This is a genomic window from Arthrobacter sp. cf158, assembly GCF_900106835.1.
Lineage (GTDB): Bacteria > Actinomycetota > Actinomycetes > Actinomycetales > Micrococcaceae > Arthrobacter.
Window position 1 is genome coordinate 61,727 of the sequence record NZ_FNNR01000002.1, and the last position, 15,132, is coordinate 76,858.

At 60.7% G+C, this 15,132-nt stretch carries 16 protein-coding genes; 5 read left to right on the forward strand and 11 right to left on the reverse strand.

The features are described from left to right. Positions 1-18 precede the first annotated feature (18 nt). From BLW08_RS03235 to BLW08_RS03275, 9 genes are all read right to left on the reverse strand, one after another. Entirely contained in the window at positions 19-897 is an 879-nt protein-coding gene (locus BLW08_RS03235; RefSeq protein WP_091323342.1) for a type II secretion system F family protein, read from the reverse strand. 12 nt (positions 898-909) lie between these two features. Next, positions 910-1,851 (reverse strand): type II secretion system F family protein, encoded by a 942-nt coding sequence (locus BLW08_RS03240; RefSeq protein WP_091323343.1) that lies wholly within the window; start codon positions 1,849-1,851, stop codon positions 910-912. 2 nt (positions 1,852-1,853) lie between these two features. Continuing rightward, entirely contained in the window at positions 1,854-3,173 is a 1,320-nt protein-coding gene (locus BLW08_RS03245) for a TadA family conjugal transfer-associated ATPase (RefSeq protein ID WP_091323864.1), read from the reverse strand. Positions 3,174-3,295: 122 nt separating this feature from the next. Beyond that, on the reverse strand, positions 3,296-4,495 hold the full coding sequence (locus tag BLW08_RS03250; protein ID WP_090817813.1) for a CpaE/TadZ family protein: 1,200 nt from the start codon (positions 4,493-4,495) through the stop codon (positions 3,296-3,298). Next, entirely contained in the window at positions 4,492-5,259 is a 768-nt protein-coding gene (locus BLW08_RS03255) for a Flp pilus assembly protein CpaB (RefSeq protein WP_090817817.1), read from the reverse strand. The genes BLW08_RS03250 and BLW08_RS03255 overlap by 4 nt, the downstream gene beginning before the upstream one ends. A gap of 50 nt (positions 5,260-5,309) precedes the next feature. Further along, on the reverse strand, positions 5,310-6,338 hold the full coding sequence (locus BLW08_RS03260) for a TadE/TadG family type IV pilus assembly protein (protein WP_368086872.1): 1,029 nt from the start codon (positions 6,336-6,338) through the stop codon (positions 5,310-5,312). Between the two features lie 5 nt (positions 6,339-6,343). Beyond that, positions 6,344-6,745 (reverse strand): TadE/TadG family type IV pilus assembly protein, encoded by a 402-nt coding sequence (locus BLW08_RS03265; protein ID WP_090817822.1) that lies wholly within the window; start codon positions 6,743-6,745, stop codon positions 6,344-6,346. Positions 6,746-6,858: 113 nt separating this feature from the next. Next, a complete protein-coding gene (locus BLW08_RS03270; protein WP_175538560.1) occupies positions 6,859-7,053 on the reverse strand; it encodes a Flp family type IVb pilin in 195 nt (64 codons plus the stop codon). A 320-nt stretch (positions 7,054-7,373) separates the two neighbouring features. Continuing rightward, a complete protein-coding gene (locus tag BLW08_RS03275) occupies positions 7,374-8,018 on the reverse strand; it encodes a prepilin peptidase (RefSeq protein WP_090817824.1) in 645 nt (214 codons plus the stop codon). A gap of 288 nt (positions 8,019-8,306) precedes the next feature. On the opposite strand from BLW08_RS03275, the gene rplM reads away from it, so the two are divergent. From rplM to glmM, 3 genes are all read left to right on the forward strand, one after another. Beyond that, positions 8,307-8,750 carry a 50S ribosomal protein L13 gene (rplM, locus tag BLW08_RS03280; RefSeq protein WP_011775554.1) on the forward strand — a complete coding sequence of 148 codons (444 nt, stop codon included), beginning with the start codon at positions 8,307-8,309 and terminating at the stop codon, positions 8,748-8,750. Positions 8,751-8,788: 38 nt separating this feature from the next. Beyond that, positions 8,789-9,295: a 30S ribosomal protein S9 gene (gene rpsI / locus BLW08_RS03285; protein WP_035760464.1), complete on the forward strand. Its 507-nt coding sequence runs from the start codon at positions 8,789-8,791 to the stop codon at positions 9,293-9,295. 190 nt (positions 9,296-9,485) lie between these two features. Next, complete coding sequence (gene glmM / locus BLW08_RS03290) at positions 9,486-10,850, forward strand: phosphoglucosamine mutase (RefSeq protein WP_091323344.1); 1,365 nt, start codon at positions 9,486-9,488, stop codon at positions 10,848-10,850. A gap of 67 nt (positions 10,851-10,917) precedes the next feature. Here the strand turns inward: glmM and BLW08_RS03295 are convergent, their stop codons facing one another. Beyond that, positions 10,918-11,709 (reverse strand): M15 family metallopeptidase, encoded by a 792-nt coding sequence (locus tag BLW08_RS03295; RefSeq protein WP_091323865.1) that lies wholly within the window; start codon positions 11,707-11,709, stop codon positions 10,918-10,920. A 61-nt stretch (positions 11,710-11,770) separates the two neighbouring features. After that, on the reverse strand, positions 11,771-12,742 hold the full coding sequence (coaA, locus tag BLW08_RS03300) for a type I pantothenate kinase (RefSeq protein WP_026539842.1): 972 nt from the start codon (positions 12,740-12,742) through the stop codon (positions 11,771-11,773). 139 nt (positions 12,743-12,881) lie between these two features. Here coaA and glmS point away from each other — a divergent pair, with 139 nt between their 5' ends. Then, positions 12,882-14,765, forward strand: a complete 1,884-nt coding sequence (gene glmS / locus BLW08_RS03305) for a glutamine--fructose-6-phosphate transaminase (isomerizing) (RefSeq protein ID WP_090817829.1) — start codon at positions 12,882-12,884, stop codon at positions 14,763-14,765. A gap of 4 nt (positions 14,766-14,769) precedes the next feature. Then, positions 14,770-15,117: a holo-ACP synthase gene (locus BLW08_RS03310; protein WP_018760400.1), complete on the forward strand. Its 348-nt coding sequence runs from the start codon at positions 14,770-14,772 to the stop codon at positions 15,115-15,117. The last annotated feature ends 15 nt before the right edge of the window (positions 15,118-15,132 follow it).

Below are 15,132 nucleotides of genomic sequence, written 5' to 3' on the forward strand. Positions count from 1 at the left end.
ATTTCCTGCACGGCAGGGTCAGCTGAATGCCTCCATGATTCTGATACCTGCGGGGCCCAGAAGGATGATGAAGAGTACCGGGAAGATACAGAACAGCAGGGGGAAAAGAACCTTGACCGGCAACTTCATGGCTTTCTCTTCTGCATTCTGACGCCGCTTGACACGGGCTTGTTTGGCCTGCGCACGCAGTACGTTGGCGATGCCGATTCCATACTTGTCTGCTTGAATGACCGCAAGAACGAAACTGCGGACGTCCGTCAGAGTCGAACGGTCCGCCAACGCCTCGTAGGCCTCCTGCCGGGGCCTCCCTACTTGGATGTCTTGGAGGGTCCTCATGAGTTCATGTGCCAGCGGACCAGTCCCCTGAGCGGATGCCCGTTCCATGGCAGACTCGAAACCAAGTCCCGCCTCAACCGAAATCAACATCTGGTCGAGGGTATTGGGAAACTCCATCTTCATGGCTTCCTGCCGTTTGGCGCCTTGGTTGTAGACCAACAGGTCGGGAATGAAGTAAAGAAACAGCGAGAGGAAAAGACCAAACCCAACAACCGTGGGGCTGGGGTTGGCAACGAACAGCAGGATGCTGAAGAGGGCGCCGACGGCCGCCATCATCGGCTTGATTGCAATGAGCTTAGTGAGGGGCATGGACTTCGGGCGCCCCGCAAGTGCCAGCCAGTGGTCAAGTTTGGCTTCGTAACTTCCTGGCGTCAGTTTCCGGGCGACACCAAGCAGCATGGGAGGCCGCTGGATGGTGACGCCGGCCCCCTGCGCGAAGCCCGACCCTAGGTTGGTGTTAATGGCCACAATGCCCTTGCGGTCGATGGTGGCCAAGGACCAGACAAAGTAGGCGAGTGGAAGAACAATCGCGGCGATGATCAGCCACACATGGGTCGACATGTCACTTACCTCCTAGAACTTGATCTTTACGGTGCGGTTCATCCAGAAGCCCCCGACGACGAAGAGCACGCAGCTCAGGACCGTTAATCCGATTCCGACGGGGTGGTGGACGAAAACCCGCAGATACCCCGGGTTGATAACGCCAAGTACCGCGCCAACACCAACAGGCAATGCCATCAGGATGACGGCAGACATCCTGCCTTCAGCACTCAGGGATCGGACGTGGCCCTTAATTTCACTGCGTTCGCGGATAGTGCCCGCCACTTGTTCCAAAACTTCTGCCAGGTCTCCACCGACTTCGCGGTTGATTTGTATAGCCTGGCCGATCCAGCGAAAGTCCTCGCTGTCCATGCGGGCCGCGCAATCATCTATTGCTTGGCGGGCGTCCTTGCCAATCCTCACTTCATTGACGATCCGGGCCAGTTCTTCTGATGTCGGACCTTGAGACTCCTGGGCCGCGGCCTCAAGCGACCGCATGATGCTGTGGCCAACACGAAGCCCGCCGATCAGCATCTGTATGGTGTCGGTCAATTGCGTTTCAAATTTGGATCGACGCTTCTCGGTTCGATAGACCAGAACCAGTTTTGCCGCAAAGGGGGTTGTTATGGCAGCCATGACGCCGATCAGGGGATTGGTCAGCAGCGCCCCCAGGATGCCCAGCATCACGGTGGCGAGGGCTACCAGAACCGTAAAGTCAGCTGGAGACTGCTTCACACCTGCCTTGTATAAAACCTCCCTGTTGTAAGGTCCTCCCGAACGGCCAAGGGCAGTGTCAACCACTTGGACGGCAGACTGGGATACTCGCCCCAACGCCGACTCGTCCGGGGTGAAGCCCAGGCGGCGGCGCTCCAGGGGAATGCTTCCGTTGCGGGGCTTCATCACCACGACGACGAGAATCAGGAGGGCGGCAGCACATGAAGCAATCGCGGAAAAGAACAGTACTGGAGTGTCCACGTTTACCGCCTCCCGCTGGTGACCGGTGCGGCTCCGAAGACGGAAGGCGGAACATTGATCCCCAGTTCCGTAAAGCGGTCCAGGAAGCGAGGGCGAATGCCTGTAGGCAGGGCCTTGCCAAGGAAGCGGCCCTCGGAATCGAGTCCAGCTGCGTAGTCGAACAGAAATGCATCCTGGAGGGTCACGACCTCGCCCTCCATCCCCTGTACTTCGGTGACGTGCGTGATTCGCCTGCTTCCATCGCGTAATCGCGTGACTTGGACGATCAAGTCGACGGCCGAGGATACTTGCTCCCGCACTGCTCGGAGCGGCAGGTCCATGCCTGCCATCAGGACAAGGGTCTCCAGCCGTGCGATGGCATCGCGAGGGGAGTTTGCATGGACCGTCGACAACGAGCCGTCGTGCCCTGTGTTCATGGCCTGGAGCATGTCGAGTGATTCTCCACCACGTACTTCCCCGACAATGATCCGATCGGGCCGCATACGGAGTGAGTTACGCACCAGGTCTCGAATGGTGACGGCGCCCTTACCCTCGATATTGGGCGGGCGACTTTCCAACCTGACCACATGACGTTGCTGCAGCTGGAGTTCCACAGCGTCCTCGATGGTGACAATCCGGTCGGATTCCGGGATGAACGACGACAACACGTTCAAAAGCGTTGTCTTGCCCGTTCCCGTTCCTCCGGAGACGATGACGTTTAACCGGGCACGCACGCAGGCACTGAGCAGTTCAGCCATTTCGTGGCTCATCGATCCCCAGTCGATGAGATTTCGAACCGTCAAGGGAACGTGACTGAATTTCCTGATGGTGAGCGACGGACCGTTCACGGCCAGAGGAGGAATGATGGCATTGACACGGGAACCGTCCTCCAGCCGGGCATCCACGAGTGGCGAGGACTCATCTATGCGACGTCCGACCTTGGATACAATCCGCTCAATGACTTTTCTGAGGTGGGCATCGGAGCTGAACTGCAGGTCCGTGAAGGCCAAGTGTCCATGTCGCTCGACGTAGATCTGGTCGAAGCGATTCACCATGACTTCCGTGACAGAAGGGTCCTCCAAGAGGCGCTGCAGGGGACCAAACCCCATCACTTCGTCCGAAATCTCGCGAATCAGCCGCCGCCGCTCTTCGGGACTGAGCGGCACCTGTTCTTCGTCAATGACAGCCGACAGTTCCTCAACAGCGAAGGAACGCAATTCCTCCTCGGAAGACGATGTGTCCCCAATTCTGCTTCCCATGCGATCAAAGAGCGCCGAAGCTGCCCGTTGTTTCAGGCCGGCAAGAGCATCCACCGCTGGCGCGGAAAGAGTTCCGCCCAACATCGGGCCGCTGGCGGGTGGCAGGGTTTGAGCGCTGCGCGGGTCCTCGTCCTGATGTCCGTCGTCGGAAGCCTGGGCTTCGGCGATAATGTCCGGGTTCTTCTTCGAGAGCCGTTCTGACAGTTTCACGAGACCACCACCCTTCGGTGAAGTTTGCCCTGGGGGACTGTTTCCAGCCGGGGATCGAAGCGTTCCACGAGTTTTTTCAGCCCCTTTACGGCTGAGTCCCGCGAGGTCCCTTGGAGAACAGGCACCCCACGGTTGGTCGAATAGGGGAGATTCCGCGATCGTGGAATCACGGTGTCGATGGGCACTCCAATGGTGGCTTCGACGTCCTGGACGGAGATTCCGCTCTTCCTGTCCGCGAAGTTCAGCACAGTATGCCGGCCTTGCGGCAGGAGTTGGAGTTCTCTCAAAACGCTGAAGCACTTCCGTAAGCCGCGGATGCTGGGTACGTCCATTCCGCATACCCAAACGCCATCCGTCGCAAGCTCCAACGTTGCGAGGCAATGCTCGCCCAAGCCCGGGGCAGTATCCACTACGACGTACCTGAACTCTGTGGCAAGTTGGTTGATCAGCCTTGTCACGTGATCCGCCGTGATGTAATCCGACTCAGACGGCTTCTTGGGTGCGCAGAGCGCGTAGATGCCTGACGGGTGCACAGTGAGGAATGCCTTGAGAACCATGGAGTCCTGTGAGGCTGAGCCATGAACAGCCTCGGTGATGGAATGCTCCGGCTCAAGCAGCAAGCCGGAAGCAACATCTCCGAATTGGAGATCCAGATCCACAATCACGACACTCATCGGGGCAACGGCACCCAGCCCGACGGCAAGGTTCGTCGCAACAGTAGTCTTGCCAACGCCACCTTTGGGTGACATGACAGCTATGACTCTGCCCCTTTCCTGACCGGGTTCGGAAACCGACTGCATTCCACGGCGCCTGCTGGCTGCGGCCAAACAGGCCCTTTCCAAGAGAACCCGTAGCTCGTTGACGTCGATCTCAGGTGTCACGACGTCTCGAATCCCGGCGTGCATGGCGCGAAGGATGATGTCCGGGCTCGGGTCCGATACCAGCAGGAGACTGATTTCCGGGTATTGGAGGTCGAAGACCGTAGCCAGCTTCAGGGCGTCGTCCGGGTTTACGCCAGGCCCCAAGATCATGACTTCCGGCGGTGCCCCGGTCAGCTGCTTGAAAACGTCATCTGTTCCGCCCGTCAGTACATCGGGCGACAGAGTTTGCAGGTCGCCGTGCAGCGCGCCGGTGACGGCTTGACGCACACGGCCTTCGAAGTCGCGGACCGCCGTGATGGCTACGAAGCGGCTCATTGGACCAGCCCTCCAAAATTGGTGGTGGGTGGGTCCGTCTTCACGGTCTTGTCGGTCTGCTTGGAGAGCCAGAGCGTGCCAAATTCAGCGCCAAAGACCATCTTTGCAGCGTTCGCATCGCTGAGGGCGACGGTGACATAGGCGGAACCATTCGGCAGCGCTACTCCCTTGTCGGCTCCGGCCGACTTCTCGGCATCAGGTGCTGCTTGCTGAACTGCTGTCACCAAGACGTCGTGATACAGCAGTTCCGTGAAGTCTTTCCACCCGGTCATACCGGCTGGAAGGCCGGCTCCTGCCGGAACGGCCTCATCCAACTTGAAGGATGCGAATACTGTGACAGCGTCTCCGGCTTCAATTCTTCCACCGAGGATTCTTTCCGGGGCAAGGACAAAGGTAGCTTCCTGCAGGCCGTCCGGCACTGGCACGGTCCCAGGCGCCAGCTCCTTCGGGTCCACGAGCTTGACGCCCAGCAGTTGCTCGCCGGGCTGAAGGTCGGCCGAAGTGACCTTTCCCTTCTGGTCAGTGAGTGCCTGGATGGTGCCAGGCGCTACCGCGGTCTGTGGAAGGGTTTCCACCCGAACCTTTGAATCAAGCTCCTCGGCCTTGGTACCAGCCGGAACACGTTCCTTGACGACCAGGACGTTGACGGGATCGAGCCCTTGCTGCGCACGTTTGTCTGCTCCCTGTACATAGGTAACCAGCAAAACGGTGCCAATGACTGCCAAGAGCAGTGCTGCAATGCCTCCCAGTAGGCGTGTTTTCACTTTTAACTCCTTTCGAGCTTTGGTGATGCATTTGTTGATACTGCGCGCAGCTAATCGGTCAGTGTGACTACGGAGGCGCCGTAGTTGGGGACAGTGCCGCCTATCTGCGAGCCCTCTTCGAGAGATACGAAGCGGGAGAAGTACCCTTGAAGCCCCCGGCAGTTTCCAGTGCAGTTAGGGGCTAGAGGGTCGAGTACCGCCCCTGATCCGCTGAACTTGTAACCGGTGACCTGAAAGGCTGCGAAGCCGATCAGCGTGTACTTTGCATTGCTTCCGTTTCCGGTTGCAGTCTTGAAAAGTGGTATGAGCGCGGGTTCGTCCATGATGGTGGAAAGTACAGCGTCACAAGCGGCCGCGTTGGGGAAATGATTGCCGGTTTGCCCGTTGACAGTCGCGTTGACAGAGATGTTTGTGGAGCAACCCGCGTTGGTGACGAGCCACCCAAAACCACCGGGTTGGTAGCCGTTTTGTGCAGCGCAACCTGGCATAGTGGGGGCGTTTTCGTCGTAGCGAAGCAGGATATGGGTGGGAATTGGGTCGCCGGAGAAGTTGCCTGTGGAGTTGAGCGATGCCAGTTGAGTCGGTGAGAGGTACTTCTTGAAAACGCACTCACTCACAGTCCACGGCAACGTCGTCGCAGCGTTTGGCGCACCCCATTGGGCTTCCGCGGCGGCATCCACGGTTGCTGTGTCCATCCCCAGAACCCGGGCGAAGTACAGTGAGAAGCTGTTCGCCCCTGAGCCGTCATCGCGTGCATTCGTCACAACGCGGACGGTGGTGGACGCCGGAAACGACACGGCGGATCCGCTGGAACCATCATTGGCGTTGCTGTTGGCGAAGCTGTTTGCCGTTGCAGTGCTGTCTCCGCAATTCCCGTTGGCGCAATCGGTTGCGATGGCCAGCGCGGCGGCATCGGCGCCGTTCTGCAGTTGGGCCTTCTCCGCATACAGGGCGCCGACATCTATGGCCAGAGCCGCGAAGCCCAAAAGGACAACCATCAACCCTGCGACAACTATGGTTGCTGCTCCCCGTTCGTTTGACCGGATGTCATTCGGCGGAGTCTGGCTCTTATCCCGGATTTGCTTTAGCCGCCGCATCTCATCACCCCAACCCCTGTCATGTTGAGTGGGAAGATTCCCGGTGCTCCGAAGAAACCGGCGTCCAGGAATCCCGACATCGACGGCAGCGAAACGCTGGTTGTAACTTCGACATTCGAGCCGGGCGTGCAACTGGAAGCGTTGTCGGTGACACTTACCCCTAAACCATCCAACGAAGGCGCTGCGGTCAATGCCGTGCCGGCAACATCCAAACCGCCATCCTGATAGTGAACCGCTGCATAGCGTGCACCCTCCCGTGCCGCTTGTGTCAGGGATACCTGCACGTTAAGCACGCGTCCGAACTCGATGATTCCTATGAGGATGAGAAGCAACAGTGGCAGGAGGATCGCCATTTCAATTGCTACCGCGCCTCGTTCTTTCCGATCCATGTCGATTCCCCGGCTTTCCCAGATAGGGCTGAAAGTGGAACTATTCGGAAAGCAGTTTTGGCTCCGGTGGAACGATGCCACCAGAGCCAAAACTGCGTTTGGGGTGGTGATGCCTAGATGGCGGCGTCCACTCGGGTGAAGAGGTTTGCGATCTGCGGACCAAGGAGGGTGACGGCCGCAAGCACCAGGAGCGCGATGAAGGCGACCATGATGCCGTATTCAACCATCGTCGCGCCCTTCTCCTCTTTGGTGAAGCGGTCCTTGACGCCGGCGATGTACGAGGTGACGGTGAAAATGAAAGCAGACATTGGTAAATCCTTCCCAGAAAAATGATTTGCGAAATAGGTTATAGGTCCAGCAAATTATCGGAATTTGCTTCGACTCCCGAACTACCCCCATGTTTCCTTTAGCGGTTCGGATTTCGATGAGATAAGAATTCACCCTGGGAGGGTTGCCAAACAATGCGTAGTCCTACGCGAATTCACGGGGCGGCGTTATGCCACCACTCGTTCCGGGGCAGGGGTGTACTCGGTTTAGGGGTGAGCGGAAGGGCAGGACTACTTGTTTTTGTCAGCACCCTTAGGGAAACCGGCGAGAATCGAGCCGCATCGAACCCCGCGGGAAGCTCCTATTGGAGTACCAGCACCACGCCAATGGCGGCTGCGATCATGGCGGGCCCGTGAGCGGTTTCTGCGGGCATTTCCTTGCGTCGCAGACGCAACATCAGCACCGTCAGCACCCCGCCCACCACGAATCCCAGGAGGCCGCCATAGAGTACTTGCTCCCAACCCAAGTACCCCAAGTACATTCCGAGGGGTGCCGCGAGCTTCACATCGCCCATTCCGATGCTTCCCGGCGAAAAAAGTCCAAGAATCAGGTAGCCGGAGAACAGGATTGCCCCTCCGGCGAGGGCTCGGAACAGCCCGGGCCAGTCCGGCGTGAAGGCGGCGGCCGGGGCGAGAAGTACTAAACTGCCCGTCAGCAACAGTAAAACCAAGGGGTTGGGCAGCAAATGCAGCGTGAAATCGATCCTCGCAAGCTGCGCGCCAAGCAGTGCCAATAACAGGAACGCCGGCAATTCCGGAGAAAAGCCAAAACGCCACGCAAGCAGGCCAAACAGCAGCGCGGTGACTGCCGCCGTCGTGATCCGGATCTTAAGGGCAGGGAGTCCGCCAAGTCGCGGCAGTATCCGGGCGATCAGGAACTCGGACGCCGGGCTCAACAACAGGCCGCCCAAGGCAACAAGGAGGGGGAGCGTGGGGTCGTGGGTCATGTGCTCTCCCTCTGCGCGGTGCTTGACCCCGAGGGGCGGATACCCCATTTTGACCCGGGCGCCCCGTTGAAGGTATTGTTTAGAGTCGTTGTGCGTGTCCTATCTCGATGACACATGCCTTGCGGGGGATCCAGTTGCAGGATCGCTAACTCCAGAGGCATTTCGAGATCCTGGGATAACTGGTACATAGAGCCCTCACCTCTGCTCCGGTAGCGCATACATAGTAGGTACACGCCTTATTGCGTGTGGCCTAAAACATGAACGCCAGAACAAGAACGAGGCAAAACCGTGCGTACGTACACCCCGAAGCCCGGCGATATCAACCGCCAGTGGCACGTCATTGACGCCACCGACGTTGTCCTTGGTCGTCTTGCCAGCCAGACCGCAACACTGCTGCGCGGAAAGCACAAGCCGACCTTTGCGTCCCACATGGACATGGGCGACTTCGTCATCATCATCAACGCTGAAAAGGTTGCCCTCACCGGCGCCAAGCTGGAGCAGAAGCGCGCATACCGCCACTCCGGTTACCCGGGCGGCCTGACCTCCGTCAACTACGCCGAGCTGTTGGAATCCAACCCGGTTCGCGCTGTTGAGAAGGCCATCAAGGGCATGCTCCCCAAGAACTCCCTCGCAGCTCAGCAGCTGGGCAAGCTCAAGGTCTACGCAGGCCCCGAGCACCCCCACGCTGCACAGCAGCCGAAGACTTTCGAAATCACCCAGGTCGCCCAGTAGTCCTGGCCACCAACCAACTTTTCATTACAAGGAGAACCGTGGCTCAGAACGAAGAACTGACCGCCGAAGCCGTCGAGGCTGAGGAAACCCTCACCAGCTACACCTCTGAAAGCACGTCTGCTGAAGACGCGCCGAAGAAGGAACGCCCGGCACTGACCGTTGCCGGTGCAGCTGTTGGCCGTCGCAAGGAAGCCGTTGCACGCGTTCGCGTTGTTCCGGGTTCCGGCAAGTGGACCATCAACGGCCGCACGCTGGACAACTACTTCCCGAACAAGCTGCACCAGCAGGACGTCAACGAACCTTTCAAGATCCTTGATCTCGAAGGCGCTTACGACGTCATCGCCCGCATCCACGGCGGTGGCATCTCCGGCCAGGCCGGTGCACTGCGCCTCGGTGTTGCTCGCTCGCTGAACGAGATCGACGTCGACAACAACCGCGCTACCCTCAAGAAGGCCGGTTACCTGCGCCGTGACGCCCGCGTCATCGAGCGTAAGAAGGCCGGTCTCAAGAAGGCACGCAAGGCTCAGCAGTACTCCAAGCGCTAAACCCGCTTTCCCGGACCGATGGCCGCTCTCGCGGCCACCGCTGGGGTATCGAACGCCCGTTCCGCCATTTCGGCGGGGCGGGCGTTCGCCGTTTAAAAGGCCACTGCCGCCCACCGAATCCCGGCGCTCATGTGACGCTCCGACACGCCCCTGAACTGATGGCGTCCCGTCGTCGTCTAAACTTGAGCCGATGTCTAGATTATTTGGAACAGATGGCGTGCGCGGTCTCGCGAACGGATTGCTCACCGCTGAGCTGGCTATGCAGCTCGCCCAGGCCGCCGCCGTCGTACTTGGCCATGACCGCGCAACCAACGGCAAACGGCCGCGTGCCGTTGTCGCGAGGGACCCGAGAGCGAGTGGCGAGTTCCTCGCCGCAGCCGTCGAGGCAGGGCTGTCCAGCTCGGGCATCGACGTCTATGACGCCGGCGTCCTCCCCACACCGGCTGCCGCTTACTTGGTGGCAGATCTCGACGCTGATTTCGGCGTCATGTTGTCGGCCTCCCACAACCCCGCGCCGGACAACGGCATTAAGTTCTTTGCCCGGGGTGGCCAGAAGCTCCCGGACCACGTGGAAGATGCCATTGAGGCGCAGCTCGGCAAAGAGCCGCAGCGCCCGATTGGAGCGGACGTCGGACGCATCCAGCGCTTCTCGGACGCTGAGGACCGTTACATCGTGCACCTGTTGGGCACGCTTCCCCAGCGCCTGGACGGCCTGAAAGTTGTCCTGGACTGCGCCCACGGCGCGGCCAGTGGTTGTTCGCCCCAGGTCTTCAAAGACGCCGGCGCGGATGTCATCGTTATTGGCGCCGAGCCTGATGGTCTGAACATCAATGAAGGGGTCGGCTCCACGCACTTGGGTCCGTTGAAGGAAGCGGTAGTGAAGCACGGGGCTGACCTTGGTGTCGCCCACGACGGCGACGCTGACCGCTGCCTTGCGGTTGACCATGAAGGCAACGAGGTAGACGGTGACCAGATCATGGCGATCCTGGCATTGGCCCTCAACGAGGCCGGCAAGCTCAAGGACAACATCCTGGTTGCGACCGTCATGAGCAACCTGGGGCTGAAGATCGCCCTCCGTGATGCCGGCATCACCATCCGGGAAACCGGAGTAGGCGACCGTTATGTCCTGGAAGAAATGCGCGACGGCGGTTACAACCTGGGCGGCGAACAGTCCGGCCACGTGATCTTCTCCGATTACGCGACCACCGGCGATGGTGTCCTGACCGGCCTGCAGTTGGCAGCGCAGGTTGCCCTGACAGGCCGGAGCCTCAAGGAACTTGCCACCGCGATGACCAAGCTGCCGCAGCTGATGATCAACGTCAAGGACGTGGATAAGGCACGCGCGGGCACTGACGAAGGCGTGGCGGCCGCAGTAGCCGCTGCCGAGCTCGAACTGGGGGAGACCGGCCGTGTGCTGCTCCGCCCGTCCGGCACGGAGGCACTGGTGCGCGTCATGGTGGAAGCTGCGGACATGGAAACCGCAGAGCGCATCTGCACCGGTCTGGCTGCCGTCGTCAAGGAACGCCTTGGTGCAAGCAGCGAACTGGCTGTCTAAGAACTCCCCACGGCTTCGGCCCGCACCGCTGGTTGGCCAGCGATGCGGGCCGAACCCTTTTTAAGTGCTAGAGATAGTCGGGCGCTGCTTCCAGCCCGAAGTACTCCTCGAGGGTCGCGATGCCCCGATTGGCCATGTCCGTGGCGGCCTCGACACCTACGTAGCGCAGATGCCAGGACTCGTAGAAATAACCCGTGGTGTCGTGGAACATCCATGGATACCGGACCACGAATCCGAACTTGTGGGCATTGGCTTTGGCCCATACGGCAGCCGGTTGATCGGCAAAACACGGTTGGAAGCTGCAGGCGCCGCCGCCATCCGCGATGTCGAAGGACCAGCCCGTTTGGTGTTCCGAATGTCCGGGGCGGGCGGACGCACGGTCAGCTGCCGCCTGGCCGGTGCTGGCGACGTACCCGTTGTACGTGGCCACCTGCGTGGTGTAAGAGCGGTAGCCCGAAGCCAAGGCCATGACGACGCCCTCGGATGCGGCAGCGCCGAACATCTTTTCTGCGGCAGCCGCCGTCGTGCTGTTAACCATGGATGCTTCGCCGCTGACGGCGAGCCGAACGTTCGGCTGGACGAGGTCTGCCGGAACGAAGTCCTGGGGATTCAGCGGCCGGTGCTTGTTCACGATGACCCAAGGGCTGGTGGGATCCGTGAGGGAATGCTGAGGAGCAACGGCGCTGGAGGGAGCTGCGCTGGAAGGCTCCGGGCTGGCCGGGGGAGTTACAGCCGCCGGATCCGTGGTGGGGACACTGGAGGGCGTTGCAGAAGGGGCATGGGAGGCCATGCTGGGCGCATTGGCAGCGGCGGGGGAGGGAACGGCTTTGTCCGGCGTGCAGGCGGCCAGGGCTGCCATACCGGCCCCCGCAGTGAGGAAGCCTGCGAATGCCCGCCGGTTGGGAAGGGGTTTGGCCACGCTAGACCTTCCTAAGCAACATGCGCCGGATGGAGTGGTCCGCGTCCTTGGTCAGCACCAGTTGCGCCCGCCCGCGTGTGGGCAGCACGTTTTCTTCGAGGTTCGGTTCGTTGATGCGCTTCCAAATGCCGCGGGCGGTCGATTCGGCATCGTCGTCGGACAGTGTGGCGTACCGGTGGAAGTAGGACTCCGGCTGCGCGAAGGCAGTGGTGCGCAGCTTCCGGAACCGGTCAACGTACCATTCCTCGATGTAGGAAGTCTTGGCATCGACGTAGATGGAGAAGTCGAAGAAGTCGCTGACGGCCAGTCCTTGTTTGCCATCCATGCGGGGTCGGGCCGGGGCCAGAACGTTCAAGCCTTCCACGATCAGGACGTCAGGACGCCGCACCACGACTTCCTTGCCCGGCACGATGTCGTAGGTAACGTGGGAATACCACGGTGCCCGGACTTCCTCGGCCCCGCCTTTGACTTCGGACACAAAGCGAAGGAGCCCGCGGCGGTCATAGGATTCCGGGAAGCCCTTGCGTTCCAGCAGGTGCCTGCGTTTGAGCTCCGCCAGGGGGTACAGAAACCCGTCCGTGGTGATGAGTTCCACGTTGGGCGTCCCCGGCCAGCGGCGCAGCATTTCCCGGAGGACGCGGGCGATGGTGGACTTACCGACAGCCACCGAGCCTGCAACGCCAATCACGAACGGCGTGCGCTGCGTTTGTTCGCCCAGGAACGTGGTGGTGGCGGCATGAAGTTGGTGCGAAGCCTGGACGTACAGGTGCAGGAGCCGTGAAAGCGGCAGATAGACCTCCCTGACTTCCTTCATGTCCAGGGGATCGCCAAGTCCGCGGAGACGGAAGATGTCCTCTTCGTTGAGGGGCTGCTCCATCTGTGCCGCGAGCCGGGACCACGTCTGCCGGTCCAGCTCCACGAACGGGGAAGCGCCGTCGCCATTAGCTTCGGTGCGTTGCAAAGTCACGCTCATGATTCTGCCCTCCGCGTGCCGGATCAGGAAATGCGCGACGACGGGAAGGTGAATTGTGAGTGATGGACGTCTCCACCGCAAGGGGAGGAGCTGGGATGTCCCACGTCAGTTGTTTGCGCTAGCCGTTAGGCTTGTACCCATGTGTGGAATCGTAGGCTATGTTGGCAATTCGTCTCGCAAGGCAGCTGGTCACAGCGCCCTTGACGTCGTCGTGGAAGGGCTGCGTCGTCTTGAGTACCGCGGCTATGACTCCGCAGGCGTCGCAGTGGTGGCTGACGGGACGATTTCGTCCCGCAAAAAGTCCGGCAAGCTGAGCAACCTGATCGCGGAGCTGGAAGCAAACCCGGTCCCTGAATCCCTTACCGGCATTGGCCATACCCGTTGGGCCACGCACGGCGGCCCCACGGACCGCAACGCGCACCCGCACCTCTCCGACGGCGGGCGCCTGGCGCTGATTCACAACGGCATCATCGAAAACTTCGCCGAGCTCAAGCAGGAACTGCTCGCCAAGGGCGTTACCTTTGAGTCGGAAACCGACACCGAGGTTGCGGCCGCCCTGGTTGGCGACATCTTCCGCAACCAACTCAATGGCGACGGCGGCAACCTCACCGAGGCCATGCGCCTTGCCTGCCAGCGCCTTGAGGGCGCCTTCACCCTCCTCGCTGTCCACGCCGACCAGCCTGACGTGGTTGTGGCAGCCCGCCGCAACTCCCCGCTGGTAGTGGGCTTGGGCGACGGCGAGAACTTCCTGGGCTCCGACGTCTCCGGCTTCATCGACTACACCCGTCGCGCCGTGGAACTGGGCCAGGACCAGATCGTTACCATCACCGCGGATTCCGTGGAAATCACCGACTTCTTCGGCGCTCCCGCCGAAGGCAAGGAATACCACGTTGACTGGGATCCGGCATCTGCCGAAAAGGGTGGCTTCAACTCCTTCATGGAGAAGGAAATCCACGACCAGCCCGACGCCGTTGCGCAGACCCTCCTGGGCCGCTCGGACCTTGACGGCAAGCTGACCCTGGACGAGGTCCGCATCGACCCCGAGCTCTTGAAGCAGGTTGACAAGATCATCGTCCTGGCTTGCGGTACCGCAGCTTACGCCGGCCTGGTGGCAAAGTACGCGATAGAGAACTGGTGCCGTATTCCCACGGAAGTGGAGCTTGCACACGAGTTCCGCTACCGCGATCCGATCGTCGACTCCAACACTCTGGTGGTTTCCATCAGCCAGTCGGGCGAGACCATGGACACGCTGATGGCCGTCCGCTACGCCCGCGAGCAGGGTGCCAAGACGATCTCCATCTGCAACACCAACGGATCCACCATCCCGCGCGAGTCCGACGCCGTGCTCTACACGCACGCCGGCCCGGAAATCGCTGTTGCTTCCACCAAGGCATTCCTGGCGCAGATCACTGCTGCTTACCTGCTGGGTCTGTACCTGGCCCAGCTGCGTGGCAACATCTTCTCCGGCCAGATCAAGGACGTCCTCGCGGACCTCAACAAGATCCCGGCCAAGATCCAGCACATTCTGGACAACGCCGGTCCTCTGCGCGAGCTCGCCCGCAGCATGAAGGACGAAAAGTCCGTGTTGTTCCTGGGCCGCCACGTTGGATACCCGGTAGCCCTCGAAGGTGCCTTGAAGCTCAAGGAAATTGCCTACATCCACGCTGAAGGCTTCGCAGCCGGCGAGCTCAAGCATGGTCCCATCGCCCTGATCGACGACGGCCAGCCGGTCTTCGTCGTTGTGCCGTCGCCGCGTGGCCGCGACTCCCTGCACTCGAAGGTAGTCAGCAACATCCAGGAAGTGCGCGCACGTGGTGCCCGTACCCTGGTCATCGCTGAAGAAGGCGACGAGTCGGTCAAGGACTACGCAGAGCAGGTGTTCTACGTACCGGAGACGCCCACGCTGCTGATGCCGCTGCTGACCACCGTTCCGCTGCAGATCTTCGCTGCTGAACTCGCCGGCGCCAAGGGCTATGACGTGGATCAGCCGCGTAACCTCGCCAAGAGCGTCACCGTAGAATAACGCCATGATTGTTGGCATTGGCGTAGACGTCGTAGACATCGAGCGGTTCGGCCGGCAGTTGGAACGGACCCCCGGTCTCCGGGACCGCTTGTTTGTTCCTGCCGAACGGGAACTTAATACCCGGTCCTTGGCTGCCCGTTTTGCAGCCAAGGAAGCAGTGGCCAAGGTCCTGGGCGCTCCGGCAGGCATGAACTGGCAGGACTGCTGGATCGGCCTCGACCAGAACGGCCCTACGGTCCAGGTCAAGGGAACCGTGCTTGCCGTGGCTGAGGCCAAAGGCGTCAAGCGTTGGCACCTGTCCATCAGCCACGACGGCGGCATCGCGACGGCGACTGTCCTCGCCGAGGGCTGAACGGACTCTCAACAG

Excerpts from the sequence above, each read along its gene's own strand:
- BLW08_RS03235 (WP_091323342.1), bottom strand. The coding sequence starts at position 897 with ATGTCGACCCATGTGTGGCTGATCATCGCCGCGATTGTTCTTCCACTC.
- BLW08_RS03245 (WP_091323864.1), bottom strand. The coding sequence starts at position 3,173 with ATGTTGGGCGGAACTCTTTCCGCGCCAGCGGTGGATGCTCTTGCCGGC.
- BLW08_RS03250 (WP_090817813.1), bottom strand. The coding sequence starts at position 4,495 with ATGAGCCGCTTCGTAGCCATCACGGCGGTCCGCGACTTCGAAGGCCGT.
- BLW08_RS03265 (WP_090817822.1), bottom strand. The coding sequence starts at position 6,745 with ATGGATCGGAAAGAACGAGGCGCGGTAGCAATTGAAATGGCGATCCTC.
- BLW08_RS03270 (WP_175538560.1), bottom strand. The coding sequence starts at position 7,053 with ATGTCTGCTTTCATTTTCACCGTCACCTCGTACATCGCCGGCGTCAAG.
- BLW08_RS03275 (WP_090817824.1), bottom strand. The coding sequence starts at position 8,018 with ATGACCCACGACCCCACGCTCCCCCTCCTTGTTGCCTTGGGCGGCCTG.
- glmM (WP_091323344.1), top strand. The coding sequence starts at position 9,486 with ATGTCTAGATTATTTGGAACAGATGGCGTGCGCGGTCTCGCGAACGGA.
- BLW08_RS03295 (WP_091323865.1), bottom strand. The coding sequence starts at position 11,709 with ATGGCAGCCCTGGCCGCCTGCACGCCGGACAAAGCCGTTCCCTCCCCC.
- coaA (WP_026539842.1), bottom strand. The coding sequence starts at position 12,742 with ATGAGCGTGACTTTGCAACGCACCGAAGCTAATGGCGACGGCGCTTCC.
- glmS (WP_090817829.1), top strand. The coding sequence starts at position 12,882 with ATGTGTGGAATCGTAGGCTATGTTGGCAATTCGTCTCGCAAGGCAGCT.
- BLW08_RS03310 (WP_018760400.1), top strand. The coding sequence starts at position 14,770 with ATGATTGTTGGCATTGGCGTAGACGTCGTAGACATCGAGCGGTTCGGC.